At 63.3% G+C, this 15,807-nt stretch carries 15 protein-coding genes; 8 read left to right on the forward strand and 7 right to left on the reverse strand.

The features are described 5' to 3' along the window. Positions 1-234 precede the first annotated feature (234 nt). The 6 genes from M2267_RS02595 to M2267_RS02620 form a co-directional block, all read right to left on the reverse strand. Positions 235-1,716, reverse strand: coding sequence for an ArnT family glycosyltransferase (locus M2267_RS02595; protein WP_429112286.1), 1,482 nt, complete (start codon positions 1,714-1,716; stop codon positions 235-237). Positions 1,717-1,871: 155 nt separating this feature from the next. After that, complete coding sequence (locus M2267_RS02600; protein WP_429112287.1) at positions 1,872-3,041, reverse strand: M20 aminoacylase family protein; 1,170 nt, start codon at positions 3,039-3,041, stop codon at positions 1,872-1,874. Position 3,042: 1 nt separating this feature from the next. Beyond that, complete coding sequence (locus M2267_RS02605; protein WP_043613147.1) at positions 3,043-3,867, reverse strand: ABC transporter permease; 825 nt, start codon at positions 3,865-3,867, stop codon at positions 3,043-3,045. Further along, positions 3,864-4,589, reverse strand: a complete 726-nt coding sequence (locus M2267_RS02610) for an ABC transporter permease (protein ID WP_429112288.1) — start codon at positions 4,587-4,589, stop codon at positions 3,864-3,866. Before M2267_RS02610 ends, M2267_RS02605 begins: the two co-directional genes overlap by 4 nt. A gap of 102 nt (positions 4,590-4,691) precedes the next feature. Next, the gene (locus tag M2267_RS02615; RefSeq protein WP_034797062.1) at positions 4,692-5,474 is read right to left on the reverse strand and encodes a transporter substrate-binding domain-containing protein; all 783 of its coding nucleotides are present in this window, start codon (positions 5,472-5,474) and stop codon (positions 4,692-4,694) included. Positions 5,475-5,510: 36 nt separating this feature from the next. Continuing rightward, on the reverse strand, positions 5,511-6,284 hold the full coding sequence (locus M2267_RS02620; protein ID WP_043613145.1) for an ABC transporter ATP-binding protein: 774 nt from the start codon (positions 6,282-6,284) through the stop codon (positions 5,511-5,513). A 286-nt stretch (positions 6,285-6,570) separates the two neighbouring features. On the opposite strand from M2267_RS02620, the gene M2267_RS02625 reads away from it, so the two are divergent. The 5 genes from M2267_RS02625 (at position 6,571) to secD (ending at position 13,229) form a co-directional block, all read left to right on the forward strand. Beyond that, on the forward strand, positions 6,571-7,194 hold the full coding sequence (locus M2267_RS02625) for a TetR/AcrR family transcriptional regulator (RefSeq protein WP_043613143.1): 624 nt from the start codon (positions 6,571-6,573) through the stop codon (positions 7,192-7,194). A gap of 17 nt (positions 7,195-7,211) precedes the next feature. Then, a complete protein-coding gene (locus M2267_RS02630; protein ID WP_429112290.1) occupies positions 7,212-8,402 on the forward strand; it encodes a pyridoxal phosphate-dependent aminotransferase in 1,191 nt (396 codons plus the stop codon). Further along, positions 8,399-10,006 carry a 5-guanidino-2-oxopentanoate decarboxylase gene (locus M2267_RS02635; protein ID WP_429112292.1) on the forward strand — a complete coding sequence of 536 codons (1,608 nt, stop codon included), beginning with the start codon at positions 8,399-8,401 and terminating at the stop codon, positions 10,004-10,006. The genes M2267_RS02630 and M2267_RS02635 overlap by 4 nt, the downstream gene beginning before the upstream one ends. A gap of 165 nt (positions 10,007-10,171) precedes the next feature. Continuing rightward, positions 10,172-10,579: a hypothetical protein gene (locus M2267_RS02640; protein WP_246764908.1), complete on the forward strand. Its 408-nt coding sequence runs from the start codon at positions 10,172-10,174 to the stop codon at positions 10,577-10,579. 109 nt (positions 10,580-10,688) lie between these two features. Next, a complete protein-coding gene (secD, locus tag M2267_RS02645) occupies positions 10,689-13,229 on the forward strand; it encodes a protein translocase subunit SecD (protein ID WP_429112294.1) in 2,541 nt (846 codons plus the stop codon). A 275-nt stretch (positions 13,230-13,504) separates the two neighbouring features. Here the strand turns inward: secD and M2267_RS02650 are convergent, their stop codons facing one another. Beyond that, positions 13,505-13,642, reverse strand: a complete 138-nt coding sequence (locus M2267_RS02650; RefSeq protein ID WP_429112296.1) for a hypothetical protein — start codon at positions 13,640-13,642, stop codon at positions 13,505-13,507. 100 nt (positions 13,643-13,742) lie between these two features. Between M2267_RS02650 and M2267_RS02655 the strand changes: the two genes are divergently transcribed. The 3 genes from M2267_RS02655 to M2267_RS02665 all read left to right on the forward strand — a co-directional run bounded on the left by M2267_RS02655 (position 13,743) and on the right by M2267_RS02665 (position 15,796). After that, positions 13,743-13,955, forward strand: a complete 213-nt coding sequence (locus M2267_RS02655) for a hypothetical protein (protein WP_034797039.1) — start codon at positions 13,743-13,745, stop codon at positions 13,953-13,955. Positions 13,956-14,188: 233 nt separating this feature from the next. Next, positions 14,189-14,641, forward strand: a complete 453-nt coding sequence (locus M2267_RS02660; RefSeq protein ID WP_034797035.1) for an RrF2 family transcriptional regulator — start codon at positions 14,189-14,191, stop codon at positions 14,639-14,641. 144 nt (positions 14,642-14,785) lie between these two features. Further along, positions 14,786-15,796, forward strand: coding sequence for a KpsF/GutQ family sugar-phosphate isomerase (locus tag M2267_RS02665; RefSeq protein WP_429112298.1), 1,011 nt, complete (start codon positions 14,786-14,788; stop codon positions 15,794-15,796). The last annotated feature ends 11 nt before the right edge of the window (positions 15,797-15,807 follow it).

Here is a 15,807-nt window from a genome sequence, read left to right on the forward strand (position 1 = left end):
CGATCGTCGATCAGGGGACCTATCTTGGCCTCTGGCCGAGGCAAATCCTTGTGTTGCGCCGGCTTTTCAGCATGCACTTGAATCTGCGCCAAATTTGCCAAACGTCAATGACAGCGCGTCCGCCACGTTGTCACACTGCGGCAATGTTGCGCTGCGGCATATTGGAGCGTGCCGCGCAGACGCCGTGGGCGCCAAGGAAACACGACGCCCGGCCGGTGGCCTGTCCGGTAGCGACTAGTCGCTGCTCGCCACTTTGTCGCATGCCGGGGTTTGCGCGTCGCTGCCGTTGTCGTGACACGGTTGCGCCTTGGAGGGGACGGCCAGAGGCCTTGCCGCGAGCACGCCCATCCTCTTGCCGCGGTAGGGACTGTCCATGACCAGCTGATATCCGGAAAAGTCGTCGGCGTTTCGGCCAACGACGATCGCGCGGCCCTCGGGGTGGCTTGCAAACCATTGCGCCAGCCGCTGTGGAGGGACGTCGTCGACAGGTTTTTCCAGGCGAGACAGGAAGCCGAACTCGGCATGATAGTTGGCGACGAAGGCCCAGTCCCGGTCGCGATTTGCGCGCATATAGGCGGCCGTCGGCTCCAGATCATATCGCTTCAGGAACGTCGCCGACGCGATTGCCTGGCCGACGACGATGGCCGCAACCATGACGGCCATGTTCAGCACCAGGCGGCGGCTCGGGACATTTTTGAGACAGAGGACGACGGCAAGCACGACGGCCGGCACCAGCGGCATCAGGTAATGCGGCTGTTTCTCGCCGATCAGGGAAAAGCATAGGAAAGTGGGGGCTGCCCACAAAAACAGGAACCGCGTGCCTTCCTCCTTAAGCCACCCCTGGCGCAGCGCGGCAGCGCCCTTCCAGAAGCTTGGGAAAAATACCCATGGGATCATCATTGCGGGCAGCAGCGGCAGGTAGAAGTAGAAGGGTCGGACATGGGCGTTGAGCGTGCCCGTCGCCCGGCCGACCGTCTGATCCCAGAGCAGCGAATGGGTAAACTTGCCGTCCGCCTGCATCAACACCGGGACGAGCCAGCAGAGAACGATGAGGCCGGCAATGGCCAGCGATGCGAGGATGCCGAGATACCACCGGCCGGGTCGCCTGAGATCGTCCGCCCAGAGCGGAGCCAGCGCGATCGGGAACAGGATGTGGAGGAAGGCCACCGGCCCTCTGGCGAGAACGCCGAATCCCAGCGACAGTCCGATCAGGAGGACAGAGCGCCAGTCCCGCTTGCGGGCATAAAGCACGATGCCGATCAGCGACAGCAACACGAAGACGGTGAGGGTGAGATCGAAATAGATGAGGGTGCTGTAAACGAGAAAGGGCACGCTCGCGACCATGACCATCGCCGTGCGGTCAGCCTGCCGGTCGAAATCGGAAAAGAGCAGGCGGCCGAGCGCGATCGTGAGATAGACGCTTGCGAGCGAAGACAGGACGACCGGCAGCGTTGCCGCCCAACGGGTCACGCCGAAGACCGCCCATGAGGCGTTGATGAGCCAGAACAGCAGGGGCAGTTTGTGATGGTAAGGCTCGAAATTCATCGTCAGCGGCTGAAGCCAGTCGCGACGCAGGAACATTTCCCAGGCGACGCTGATGTAGCGCGTTTCGTCGATCGGAAGCAGCGGCCTGAACCATATCGCTGCGACAAACGGGATGAATACGACGAGCGGAAGCCAGAGGTGCCTTATCGGCTTGGGAAGGGCCAGATGCATGGTGTGTCAAGCTCCGCATCACGGTCGGTTTGCTTGCAGCACCATGCGGAGAGAACCTGTCTCGCGCCTGTCCAACATTTAAGCGAGATGAGGAAACAGGCCCTGGTGGCGCGGGCAGGATCCGCGCCACCAGGGCGGTAACCGTTCACGGCCTATCAGCTTCGGGAGAGATAGGTCTCGGCCAGCTCGGTCCAGAAAGCTGCGCCGATCGGCAGCAGGTCGTCGTTGAAATTGTAGCCGGGGTGATGCAGCGGCCGATCATCGTCGCTGGTCTTGGAGCCGAGGAAGAAATAGGTCCCCGGCCGCTCCTTCAGCATATAGGCGAAATCCTCGCTGCCCATGAAGGGGCGGGCGAGATCGACAACCTTGTCGGCCCCGGCAAAGCGAACCGCGAGATCGCGGACGAAATCGGTCTCGGCCTTGTGGTTGATCGTCGCGTCGTAGCTGCGCTGGTAGTCCACGGTCGCGCGCATGCCGAAGCTCGTCGCCTGCGCTTCGGCGATCATGCGGATGCGCCGTTCGAGTTCGTCGCGCACATCGGGCTCGAAGGAGCGGATGCCGACGACGATCTCGGCGCGCTCGGGAATGATGTTGCTGGCCGAACCCGCATGAAAGGCGCCGACGGTGACGACGGTCGGATCCATCGGGTGGATGTTGCGCGAGACGATCGATTGCAGCGCCATGACGATTGACGCGCCGCAGACGATTGGGTCGGCCGTCTCCTGCGGCTCGGCGCCGTGACCACCCCGGCCGTGCACGGTGATGCGCGCCTCGTCGACGGCGGCCATGATCGGGCCTTCGCGAAGGGCGAACTGGCCGAAGGGAAGACCCGGCTCGTTGTGAAGCGCAAACACCGCGTCGCACGGAAACTGATCGAACAGGCCCTCGTCCATCATGATCTTGGCGCCGCCAAAATTCTCTTCGGCCGGCTGGAAAATCAGGTGAACAGTGCCGTCGAAATTACGCCGCTCGGCAAGCGCGCGGGCAGCACCGAGCAGCATCGTCGTGTGACCGTCATGGCCGCAGGCGTGCATCAGGCCAGAGGTCTTGCTGGCGTAATCGAGTCCGGTTTCCTCGAAGATCGGCAGTGCATCGATGTCGGCGCGGATGCCGACCGAGCGTTTGCCGGTGCCGTTCTTGAGCGTGCCAACGACACCGGTTTTCGCAAGGCCCGTCGTCACTTCGTAGCCGAGGCTTCTGAGATGTTCCGCGATGAAGGCGGAGGTGCGCGTCTCCGCCAGCCCGAGTTCGGGATGGGCATGCAGGTCGTGGCGAATGGCGACGAGTTCCGGCATGGCGTTGGTGATCGAGGGGGAAAGTTTCATGTCAGGCACCGCGGGTTGGGATGCGATTTTCGAACGTGCGGAAAGCCACCACCAGGATGCCGGTGAGGCACATGTAGATGAGCGCGAGCAAAAGCAGCGGCTCGTAGGTGAGGAAGGTTTCCTGCCGCACCTTGGAGATGACCGCATAGACGTCGACGACGGTGACGGTGGCGACCAGCGGGGTCGATTTCAGCTGCAGCACCGTTTCGCCGTTGAGCGTCGGCAGCGCCCGATGGATGGCGCGCGGTAGCCAGATGCGACGGAACATCGTCCAGCGGCCCATGCCATAGGCCTTGGCCGCCTCGAGCTCGCCGTTCGGAACACCGGCAAAGGCGCCACGCATGACCTCGCCCTCGTAGGCGGCAAAGGAGATCGTCAGCGCCGCAACGCCATAGGGCCAAGCCTCGCGCAAATAGGGCCAGAGGAAGGACTGGCGGATCGCCGGAAACTGCGGGAACAGCGAGCCGAGCCCGTAATAGAGCAGCCAGAGCTGCAGGAGCAGCGGCGTGCCGCGAATGACGGTGCAGAAGATTTTTGCCGGCAACTTCAGGAACCACGGCCCCGTCACCTGGACGAGGCCGATCGGCACTGCCAGCAGGAAGCCGAGGATGGCGGTGCTGAACAGCATCATCAGGCTGACGAGGATGCCCCAGCCGAGCCGCGGCAGGTAGCGCGGCAGCCAGTCCCAGCGCATGAAGACGGCGACGGCGACGACGAAGGCTGCAAAGACCAGCATCATGACGATGCGGTGCGGTTGGAAGAAGCTCCTCGCGGTTGGCAGGTCTTCGGGCGTAAACGCAACGGCGTGGGTGGTTTCGTCGGTCATCGGCTCTCCGCAAAACCGCGTCGGGCATGGCGTTCGAGCATGCCGATGAAGATGTTGGAGATCAGCGTCAGCGCCAGGTAGAGGGCGCCGGCCGCCAGGAAGAACAGAAGATAGGCCTTGGTCGTGCCGGCCGCCTGGCGGGTGACCAGCGTCAATTCGCTGAAGCCGACGACGGCGAGAAGGGCCGTGTCCTTGGTGGCGATCAGCCAGAGATTGGAGAGGCCGGGAATGGCATAGGGCAGCATCGCCGGCAGGGTGATCCGCCGCAAGACCATGGCCGGCGACATGCCATAGGCGCGCGCCGCCTCAATTTGGCCGGCAGGCACCGCCTTGATCGCGCCCCGCAATACCTCCGTCGAATAGGCGCCCTGGACGACGCCGATGACGAAGATGCCCGCCATCAAGCCGCTGATGTCGACCGGGCCGACCGAAAACAACGCCAGAACCTGATTGAGCAGGTCGGTGCCGGCATAATAGAGCAGGAGGATCAGCACCAGCTCGGGCACCGCGCGCACGACCGTGGTGTAGCATTCGAGCAGATCGCGCAGGACCGGGCCGCCGTAGAGCTTGCCGAAGGCGCCGCCGATGCCGAGTGCCAGGCCGAGCGTGAAGCCGCCGACGGCGATCTGAATGGAATTGAAAAAGCCTTGCAGCAATACGCCGCCCCAGCCGGGTGCTGAAAGCGAGAGCAGGCCCCAATTGATGAGGGAATCCGCAGCCATGCGTCGTCGAGCTCCGATGGCGCCGGCCGGCGATCGCTACAGCGCTGCGGTCCGTTCGGACGCGACAGCGCTGCGACGGTTCGATCGCCGGCCGATCGCGCCTTATCCGCCGTAGATGTCGAAGTCGAAGTACTTCTTCGAGAACGTATCGTAGGTGCCGTTGTCACGGATCGCCTTGATGGCGGCGTTGATCTTGTCCTTGAGCTCGGTTTCGCCCTTGCGCAGGCCGACACCGACGCCGGGGCCGATCACGGCGACGTCTTCGGCAACGTCACCCTTGTACTCGCAGCATTCCTTGCCCTGGTCGGTTGCCAAAAACGCCTTGAGTGCGATGGCATCCGCCTGCACCGCATCGAGGCGGCCGGCGGCGAGGTCGTTGTTGGCCTCGTCCTGCGTCTGGTATTCCTTGACCTCGACGCCGGCCGGCGCGAAGTGCTTGGCGGCATAGGCCTGGTGAACCGTCGAGACCTGGACGCCGAGCGTCTTGCCCTTCAGCCCTTCCGGCGAGGAGTTCATCTCGACGCCCTTGGTGCCGATGATCCCGGTCGGGGTGTTGTAGTACTTGTCGGAGAAATCGATCGTCTTCAGGCGCTCGTCGGTGATCGACATCGAGCTGATGATCATGTCGATCTTCTTCGACGTCAGCGCCGGGATGATGCCGTCCCAGGCGACCGGCGTCAGCACGCATTCGAGCTTGGCCTCGGCGCACATCGCGTTCATGAACTCGACTTCCCAGCCTTCCCACTTGCCGCTGGCGTCAGGTGCCGTGAACGGCGGATAGGGTTCCGCTGCGACGCCGACCTTCAGCGCTTCCGCCGATGCCGCGACACCGCCGCTGACGGCGATCGCCGCCGCAACGGCCAGGACTTTCAATGCCTTCTTCATGCTGTTCCCCTTTTTGGTTGTTTAGCATTCAGGAATTCAGTGAATGGAACTGATGAACTTCTTGAGCCTTTCCGATTTCGGTGCGCCGAAGATGGCCTCCGGCGGGCCCTGCTCCTCGATCACGCCGTTGTGGAGGAAGACGATGTGGTTGGCGACGTCGCGCGCGAACTTCATCTCGTGGGTGACGAGGATCATCGTGCGCTTTTCACGCGCGAGGTCACCGATGACAGAGAGAACTTCGCCGACGAGTTCGGGATCGAGCGCCGAGGTCGGCTCGTCGAAGAGCATCACGAGCGGCTGGATGGCAAGCGCCCGGGCGATCGCGGCGCGCTGCTGCTGGCCGCCGGAGAGAAAGGCCGGGTAGGCGTCGCGTTTCTCGTAGAGACCGACCCGTTTCAGCAGGGTTTCGGCGGTGGCGACAGCCTCGGCCTTCGGTTTGCCGAGCACATGGATCGGGGCTTCGATGACGTTTTCGAGGATGGTCATGTGCTGCCAGAGATTGAAGCTCTGGAATACCATGCCGAGCTGGCTGCGGATGCGCTGGACCTGTTTGCGGTCCTCCGGCACCAGGCCGCCGCGACCGTCGGATTTCATCCGGATCTTTTCGCCATGCACGCTGACGCTGCCGGCGGAGGGGAGTTCGAGGAGGTTGATGCAGCGAAGGAAAGTGGATTTGCCGGAGCCGCTGCCGCCGATGATGGCGATTACGTCGCCCTGCTTCGCCGTGAGCGAAACTCCCTTCAGCACTTCCAATGGCCCGAAACGCTTGTGCAGGTCAGTGACCGCGATTGCCTGGGCCGCATCCGTCATCGGCGCGCCGCTCCCATGGCTCTGCGAGCTTTGTCTGTCAGCATCGAAACAGTTCCCCTGTCGTCTTCCGCGCGGCATCTTTGGCCTGTCACGGGTTTTTGTTGGCAGGCATGGTTGCACTTGTGCCGCTATTGTTCAAGCGTATAATAATGGACGTCGTCGATTTTTTGACGCCCCGCCGATCGCTCGATTTCCCGAAGGAGCCGCCCATGCCGCCGTTCTGGCCGAAGCCTTTGCCGACCGCGCCTGAACAGGGTTTCGCGCCGGTTCGAGAGCAGAGTGCCGCATGAACAGACGCAGTTTTCACCGTGCGCCGGAAGGCGAACGCCGCCAGGAATTGATCGAAGCGACGCTCGACTGCATCTCGGAATTCGGGCTGAAGGGCGCGACCGTCAGGCAGATCGCGATCCGTGCCGGGGTGACCGCCGGGCTGGTGCGCCACTACTTCGAATCGAAGGACCAGATGGTCGCCGAGGCCTATCGCGCCGTCATCGCCTCGCTCACTGAAAAGGCGAGCAAGGTCGAGGGCGATCCGGAAACCCGGCTCAGGGATTTCATCGCCATCAACCTCACCGAGCCGGTGGCCGACAGCCGCAGCATCTCGCTCTGGGCGGCCTTCATCAGCCAGGTCCGGGTCGATCCGGTGCTGTCGGAGATCCATCGCGAAGGCTATCTCGCCTTTCGCAATTCGCTGCAGGAACTGCTTGCCGATTTCCTTGCGGCCAAGGGCAAGCCGGCCGATGCCGAAACCTGCCGGGCTTTCGCCATCGCCATCAACGGATTGGTCGACGGCCTCTGGGTCGAGGGCTGCCTTGCCGGCGATCTCTTTCGCGAGGGCGAGCTTGTCGCCATCGCCATGTCTTCGGTCGAGGCGCTGCTCGGCACGAAGATCGGAACTGCAAAACAATGAAAACGGGAGAAAGCACCATGCGCTACGCGTCCATCACCGAACGTCTTGCCGATCTTGGTTCGGGCAAATGGTCGCTGCATATCCGTGCCCGCCAGTTGAAGGCTGCCGGTGCCGACATCATCGAGTTGACGATCGGCGAACCGGATCTTCCGCCGGACCGCGCCCTGCTTGACGAATGCCAGCGGGCGATGAACGCCGGGCGCTATCGCTACTCCAACGGCCGCGGGGAGCCGACGGTCGTGGCGGCCGTCGCGGAGAAATACCGTCGCCGCCGTACCGATGTAACGAACGAGAACGTGCTCTGCTTTCCCGGCACGCAGACGGCGCTTTTCGCCGTGATCCTGGGATTGGCGGAGGCCGGCGATGCCGTGCTCGTCGGCGATCCGCTCTATGCGACCTATGAAGGCGTCATCCGCTCGACGGGCGCCCATCCGGTGCTGGTGCCGCTGAAGCCAGAATTCGGCTTCCACATGCAGGCCGAAGATCTCGAAAAGGCGATCACGCCGGAGAGCCGGGTGCTGCTGCTGAATACGCCGCACAATCCGACCGGCGCCGTGCTGACGGCGGAAGAAATTGCCGCGATCGGCGAAGTCGCACGCCGTCACGATCTCTGGATCGTCTGCGACGAGGTCTATGAGGAGCTGGTGTTCGACGCGGTCTTTGCCTCGCCCTTCGACAATCCGGATCTCGCCGAACGCACGATCGTCGTCTCCTCGATCTCGAAGTCGCACGCCGCCCCCGGCTTTCGCAGCGGTTGGGCGGTCGGCCCGGTCGAGTTCACCGAGCGGTTGCTGCCGGTTTCCGAAACCATGCTTTTCGGCACGCAGCCCTTCATCGCCGACATGACCGCCTATGCCCTGACCCATGACATCGACACCGCACGGCAGATGCGCCTGTCCTACAAGTCGCGCGCAGCGCAGATCGTCGCCGGTCTTGCCAAGGCACCCGGCATCGAGGTGTTCGCGCCTGAGGCCGGCATGTTCATCTTGATCGATGTTTCGGGAACCGGCCTCGATGGCGATGCGTTTGCCTGGGCGCTGCTTGAAGAAGAGGGGGTTGCCGTCATGCCCGGATCGTCGTTTGGCGACGAAGCACAGAACTATCTGCGCGTCAGCCTGACCGTGCCCGATGCCGCCATCGACGAGGCCTGCCGCCGCATCACCGCTCTTGCCGAGCGAGCCAGCCAGCGCAAGGAGCGCCGCGCATGACCACGGAAAAAACGGTTGGAGAAGTCCTGGTCGACCTGCTCGAGGCCAATGGTGTCGAGGTGGTGTTCGGCATTCCTGGCGTGCACACGGTCGAGCTCTATCGGGGCCTTGCGGCATCGAAGATCCGCCACGTGACGCCACGGCATGAACAGGGCGCCGGCTTCATGGCCGACGGCTATGCCCGCGTCAGCGGCAAGCCGGGCGTCGCCCTCGTCATCACCGGGCCGGGGCTGACGAACACCATCACGGCGATGGCGCAGGCGCGGCAGGATTCGATCCCGATGCTGGTGATCTCGGGCGTCAATCGCCGCGATTCACTCGGCCATGGCCGCGGCTTGCTGCACGAGCTTCCCGACCAGCACGGCATGATGAAGACGCTAGCGCTCTATTCGCACACGCTCCTCAATCCGGAAGACCTGCCTTTCGTCGTCGATCGCGCCTTCTCGGTGCTCGTCTCCGGCCGGCCGGGACCGGTGCATATCGAGATCCCGACCGACGTGATGTCGGCGAAGATCACGCCGCAGGCGGTGCGCCCCGCAACGGCCACTCGGCCGCGCTCCGACAGCGAGACGCTGCAGCGTGCGGCGATCCTTTGCGCCGACGCCTCGCGCCCGGTCATCATCTGCGGCGGCGGCGCGCTGACGGCGGAGGCGGAAGTGGCGGAGCTTGCCGAAAAGATCGGCGCGCCCGTCGTCACCACCGTCAACGCCCGCGGCATGTTCTCAGGCAGTCCCTTGAGGGTGCCCGCCAGCCCGAGCCTGAAGGCGGTGCGGTCGCTGCTGAAGGAGGCCGACCTGGTGCTGGCGCTCGGCACCGAAATGGGCCAGACCGACTACGACATGTATGCCGATGGCGGCTTTCCGGCCCTGCGCAACCTGATCCGCACCGACATCGATGCGGCGCAGCTCGCACGCGGGCCGCATGCAGCACTCTCCATTCTCTCCGGCGCCAAGGCGGCGACGGCGGGCATTCTCGCCTTCCTGCCGGGCCATGCCGCCAAGGATGGCGCGGGACGGGCTGACACCGCGCGACGCGCGGCGCTGAAGGAACTGACGCCGAAGATGCGGGCCGAGATCGGCATCATCGACACCATCTACAAGGTCCTGCCGGATTGCACTGTCGTCGGCGACTCGACCCAGGCCGTCTATGCCGGCAACCTCTATTGCGATGCACCGCGGCAGCGCAGCTGGTTCAATTCGGCGACCGGCTACGGTTCCCTGGGCTACGCGCCGCCGGCAGCCGTTGGCGCGGCCGTTGCCGATCCGTCGCGGCCGGTCGTCTGCCTCGTCGGCGACGGCGGCTTCCAGTTCTCGCTGGCCGAAATCGGCTCGGCCGTCGATGCGCAAGCGCAGGTCGTCTTCCTCGTCTGGAACAATGACGGTTACCAGGAAATCGAAAGCTACATGGTCGATGCCGGCGTCACGCCGGAGGGCGTCAAGCCTTCGGCGCCGGACTTCCTGATGGCGGCCAAGGCCTATGGCGTCGAGGGGCAGCGGCTTGCTTCCGTCGCCGATCTCTCACAGGCGCTCGCCGAGGCGGGCAGGCGCAAGGGACCGTCGCTCATCGAGATCCACGAGCGGCGAACGAGCGGCCTTACGCCCTGAACAACGACAACGACAAAGCGGGCCGGATTTGACTTTTCCGGCCCGGAATGGTGTTAAAGGCGCCCATGCTCGATTCCGGCCATGTTCTCTAGGTAAGGTCGGGCATTCGGGCTCAATTTTCGTCTCGCTGGCGTTCGACCGCCAGGGAAAGGGACCGCGTCCTCGATGGACCGCATGGGTGGTGGCAGCAAGAACATGCAGGCCGGCCGGCTTCTCGCCGTGCTGTGGCTGTTCTGCGCCTCCTTCGCAATGCAGGTCATCTCGGTCGGACAGAGCATCCCGTCCCGTTCGGCATCCGGCGCCCAGGCCGGCAACGTCACAGACACCGGTTCGACCGACCGTCCCGCCGCCCGGCAACTCTCGCGGGCGACACCGCTTTCTGACCTTCGATTTACGGCGGAGCGCAAGGACGCCAAGTCCGCAGCCGATGACGGCTTGCCGGCGCTCCTGCCGGCATCGCTCCAATTTGAATTTCCCCGCTCGTCGGACGGGCGGGTATTCCGAGAGACCGCCGCGTATCTCGGCGGGGCCGCCAACCATGGCCCCCACATTCGCGCACCTCCGCGCGTCTGATCCATCACACGGATTTTGGCAGGCTGGCAGCTTCGGCTGCAGCTGCCTTTTATGAAACAAGCCCTGACGACGCGCCCCGTGCCCGCGCAGGCTCTTCTGGAACCACAACATGCGTACATCGAAATGGGCGATTCTCGTCTATGTCGTCGTGATCATCTTCGGATGTATCGCGGCGCTTCCGAACGTGCTGACGCCGGCACAACGTGAACAATTTGCAGGCTGGCTGCCGGTCAAGCCGGTGACCCTCGGCCTCGACCTCAAGGGCGGCTCGCACCTCGTTCTCGAAGTCGATGCTGCCGGCCTGCGCAAGGCTCGCCTCGAAACCCTGCTTGACGATACGCGCCGGGCGCTGCGCACCGAGCGCATTTCGGCCTCTTCGGCCCGCATTGCCGGCGACACCGTCACCGTGAAGATCGAAGACCCGGCTGACCGCGAAAAGGTCCTGCCGAAGCTGAAGGAACTCGCTGCCCCTGTCGGCACGCTCGGTTTCGGTGGCTCGGCCTCCGATATCGAGGTGACCGATAGCGGCGACAGCATCAACATCGCCATGACCGAGGCCGGCCTTGCCGACCGCACCACCAAGGCGGTCGAGCAGAGCCTCGAAATCATCCGCCAGCGCGTCGACACCGTCGGTGTCGCAGAACCGCTGATCCAGCGCGTCGGTTCCGACCGTATCCTCGTCCAGCTCCCTGGCCTCGAGGATCCGACGGCCCTGCGCCAGCTCCTCGGCTCGACCGCGCAGATGAGCTTCCACATGGTCGACCAGGCCGTGGATCCCAATCAGCCGCCGCCGCGCGGCGTCGACATCCTGCCTGGTGCGCACGACAACAACAAATACGCCGTCGAAAGCCGTGTGGCGATTTCGGGCGAACGCCTGGCCGACGCCAAGGCTGGCTTCGACCAGCGCACCAACGAGCCGATCGTGTCCTTCACCTTCGATTCGCTCGGCGCCCGCCAGTTTGCTGAAATCACCCAGGCCGCCGTCGGCCGGCCCTTCGCCATTGTTCTTGACGGCAAGGTCCTGACGGCACCGGTCATTCGCGAACCGATCATCGGCGGCAACGGCCAGATCAGCGGCAATTTCACCGCAAAGGAAGCGACCGTTCTCTCCGCGCTGCTGCGCTCCGGCGCCCTGCCGGCACCGCTCACCGTCATCGAAGAACGCTCCGTCGGTCCGAACCTCGGCTCCGATTCCATCCGCATGGGCATCTACACCGGTCTTGCCGGCTTCGCCCTCGTCGTTACCCTGATGGTCGTTCTCTACGGCGCATGGGGTATGATCGCCAATGTCGGCCTGGTGCTGCACACGATCCTGACCGTCGCGCTTCTGGCTATGCTCGGTTCGACGCTGACCTTGCCCGGTATCGCCGGTATCATTCTCGGCATCGGCATGGCCGTGGACGCCAACATCCTGATCAACGCCCGTATCCGCGAAGAGACGGAAGCCGGCGCCGGCGCGATGAAGGCGCTCGATATCGGCTTCAACAAGGCCTATGCGACCATCATCGACAGTAACGTCACGACGCTTTCGGGCACCGTGCTGCTGTTCGCCTTCGGCTCCGGCCCGGTCAAGGGCTTCGCCGTCACCATGATGCTCGGCATCATCATCTCGATGTTCACCTCGATCACCGTCGTTCGCCTGATGATGCGTGAAGTCGTCGTCCGCCGGAAGATGAAGAAGCTCGAGATCCCGTCGCTGTTCGGCAAGGTTCCGAAGCTTCCGTCCTTCTCCTTCATGAAGGGCCGCTTCATTGCCATCGGCATGTCGGCCTTCCTGTCGGTAAGCTCGGTCGTGCTGTTCTTCACGCCAGGCCTCAACTACGGCATCGACTTCGTCGGTGGTATTCAGGTCGAAACCACCTCGAAGAACACGCTCGACCTTCCGACGCTGCGCCACAATCTCGAAGCGCTCAACATCGGCGAGGTGGCACTGCAGGAATTCGGCCAGGACAAGTCGGTCCTGATCCGCGTCCAGCGCCAGCCGGGCGGCGAGCAGGAGCAGACCGCTGCGCTCAACCGCATCAAGGATGCCGTCGTCCAGACGATCCCGGATGCGGCATTCGAGCGTACCGAGGTCGTCGGCCCGACCGTCAGCACCGAGCTTGCCCGTTCGGGCTTCCTCGCTGTCGGTCTCGCGATGGTGGCGATCCTGCTCTACATCTGGTTCCGCTTCGAATGGCACTTCGCCGTCGGTGCGATCGCGGTGCTCTTGCTCGACATCACCAAGACGATCGGTTTCTTCGCGCTCACAGGCATCGACTTCAACCTGACGGCCATCGCCGCGTTGCTGACGATGATAGGCTACTCGGTCAACGACAAGGTCGTGGTCTATGACCGCATGCGCGAGAACCTCAGGAAGTACAAGTCGATGCCGTTCTCGGATCTCATCGACATGAGTATCAACCAGGTGATCGCGCGATGCATCTTCACCTCGATGGCGACGGCCTTCTCGCTGGTGCCGATGGCGATCTGGGGCGGCGATGCCGTCAAGAGCTTCGCCTGGCCGATGATCTTCGGCGTGATCGTGGCAACGACCTCGTCGATCTACATCGGTGGTCCGATCCTGCTTTTCCTCAATCGTTGGTGGAAGGATCGCGAAGCGTCCCGCAGCGGCACCACTACGCCGCAGGCGGGAACGCCGGCGGCCTGAGCGTCGTCTTTCAGGATACAAAACGTGAAGGGGCGGCCGCAGTGGCCGCCCCTTTTTTGTCCGAATGTGCTGTCTTTATCCACCCGTGCCTTGCAGACTGATTCTTCGCTTCCTAAATAGCGTGGGTCTCCGGCTCCGGACTGGGTGGATGGATTTTGCGTCCTCTACCCCTAGAATTTCAGGGGTGAAGAATTTTTTTCTTCTTCTTCATCTTTTTAATTGACGGAATTGGTAGATTATTCTAGTTTGCCAATATGTGACGCGGGGAGTCCGCCTCACGATTGTTCATCGAACGCTCCGGCATTGCTGATGCCGGACCAGCCAAAGGAGTGTGACATGTCTGAAACCGTCTCGACCGCCGCCTTCTTCGGCACGCGTCTCCTTTGTCGCGCAACAGAGAAAAAATGGCTCATTCGCAATCTCTGCCGAATGTGACCTTCGAACCCCTCGAACTTTATCTTTTGCCGAAATTGAAAGTCTCCGCGCCGCCGGCGTGGAAGGAGCGTTATTTGTATGAGCAAGCAGGTTATCGAATTTGGCGGCGAAGCCGTCGGCGTTGTTGTCCCGGATGAAGATCGCTTCAAGTTCCTGGCGGTGAAGTATCACGTCTGGGATCTGGACGCGAAGCGCTTCGGCTCGGCCGATGAAGCGCGTGCCGCGATCCGTCAGCTGTTGGCCCACCAGGCCGTCCAGGCGAAGCGGCAGAACCACAGCGCCGCTGCCTGAAGCAACACTTGAAGCGGATGAGAAAAGCCGGTTTCGGCTTTTCTCCCGCCTCCGCCGCAAGGACTTTCGCAAATCCTTGCCGCATCGGCGGCACGCGATGCCGGCGACATCGGCCAATTCCCCACTATAATTATATGTTGGCAGTACGTTTCTTGTGCTATGCCAAGATATATTTGCATTTGCGCGGATGATTCCCGTTTTCTGGGGTGCCGCCGCAGGGAAAGCGTGCCGGAATGCTGACGAAGAAGGGAAAGTACGGACTGAAGGCCTTGGTCGATCTTGCACGGCTGGAGCCGGGGGAGACCGCCTTCATTACCGAGATCGCACAGCGCAACAATATCCCGAAGAAGTTCCTGGATACGATCCTGCTCGAGCTGCGCAACGCCGGCATGCTGCGCTCGAAGAAGGGGCCTGGCGGCGGCTACTCGCTGTCGCGGCCGGCATCCGAAATCCGCATCGGTCACGTCATCCGCACGCTGGATGGGCCGCTTGCGCCGATCCGCTGTGCGAGCCGCACGGCCTACGAGGTGTGCGAAGACTGCAACGATCCCGAGACCTGTCAGGTGCGGGTGTCGATGACGACGGTGCGCGATGCCGTTGCCGCTATCCTCGATTCGATGACGCTCGAAGAATTCGCGGCCGACAAGTCGATGCCGCTCGAAATGGAAGAAAAGCGCGCCGGCTGACGAAAACGCCGCGGATCGCGCCAGTTTTCCCCCGAACTCTGCTTCCAAGACTTGGTTTGCCAAGAAAAAGCGCTTATCTGCCGTCAATGGTCTGGCGGGCAAATTCATGCCTGTTGCTTAAGTCTTCGCAGAATTGGGGTCATCATGGGTTTGAGACATGCATCGGCGGATGATCGCACCGCAAATGCGGCTTTGGAATCGATCGGCCGGACGCTGACGACCGCGATGGCCGGCATCAAGGCGCTTGCGGATCAATTCGGCGCCGACGAGATCTTTGCCCGCAGCGTCGTCGAAGCCGTCGAACTGATCGGCGAAAGCAAGGGGCGCGTCGTCGTCTCCGGCGTCGGCAAGAGCGGCCATATCGGCCGCAAGATCGCAGCCACGCTGGCATCGACCGGAACATCCGCCTATTTCGTGCACCCGACCGAAGCGAGCCACGGCGACCTCGGCATGGTCACCTCGCAGGACGTGCTGATCCTGCTTTCCTGGTCGGGCGAGACGGCCGAGCTTGCCAACATGCTCACCTACGCCAAGCGCTTCAACGTGCCGATCGTCTCGATCTGCGCCAACCGCGACAGCGTGCTTGCCCGTAACTCCGAAGTGCCGATTGTCCTGCCGAAGGTTCAGGAAGCCTGTCCGCACGGCCTCGCGCCGACGACGTCGGCCATGCTGCAGCTTGCCATCGGCGACGCGCTCGCGATCGCGCTCCTGGAGCGGCGCGGCTTTTCGGCCGAGGACTTCAAGACCTTCCATCCGGGCGGCAAGCTCGGCGCGCAACTGCGGCTGGTGCGCGAGCTGGCGCATGAGGGCGCCCAGATGCCGCTTCTCAGCGTCGGCCGCCCGATGAGCGAGGCGCTGATCGAGATGTCGTCCAAGGGTTTCGGTGTCGTCGGCATCGTCGACGATGGCGGCAAGCTGGCTGGCGTGATCACCGACGGGGATCTGCGTCGTCATATGTCCGGCGACCTGCTGCTGCAGCCGGTCGAAGCGGTGATGTCGCGCAATCCGCGCGTGATCCGCGGCGACGTTCTCGCAAGCGGCGCCATGGAGTTCATGCAGCAGCACAAGGTGACCGTGCTGTTCGTCGTCGACGATGGCGGGGCGCCGGTCAGCATCCTGCATATCCACGACCTGCTGCGCGCCGGCGTCGTCTGAGGCCGCCAGAG

It is taken from the genome of Ensifer sp. KUDG1, assembly GCF_050434285.1.
Classification (GTDB): Bacteria; Pseudomonadota; Alphaproteobacteria; order Rhizobiales; family Rhizobiaceae; genus Ensifer.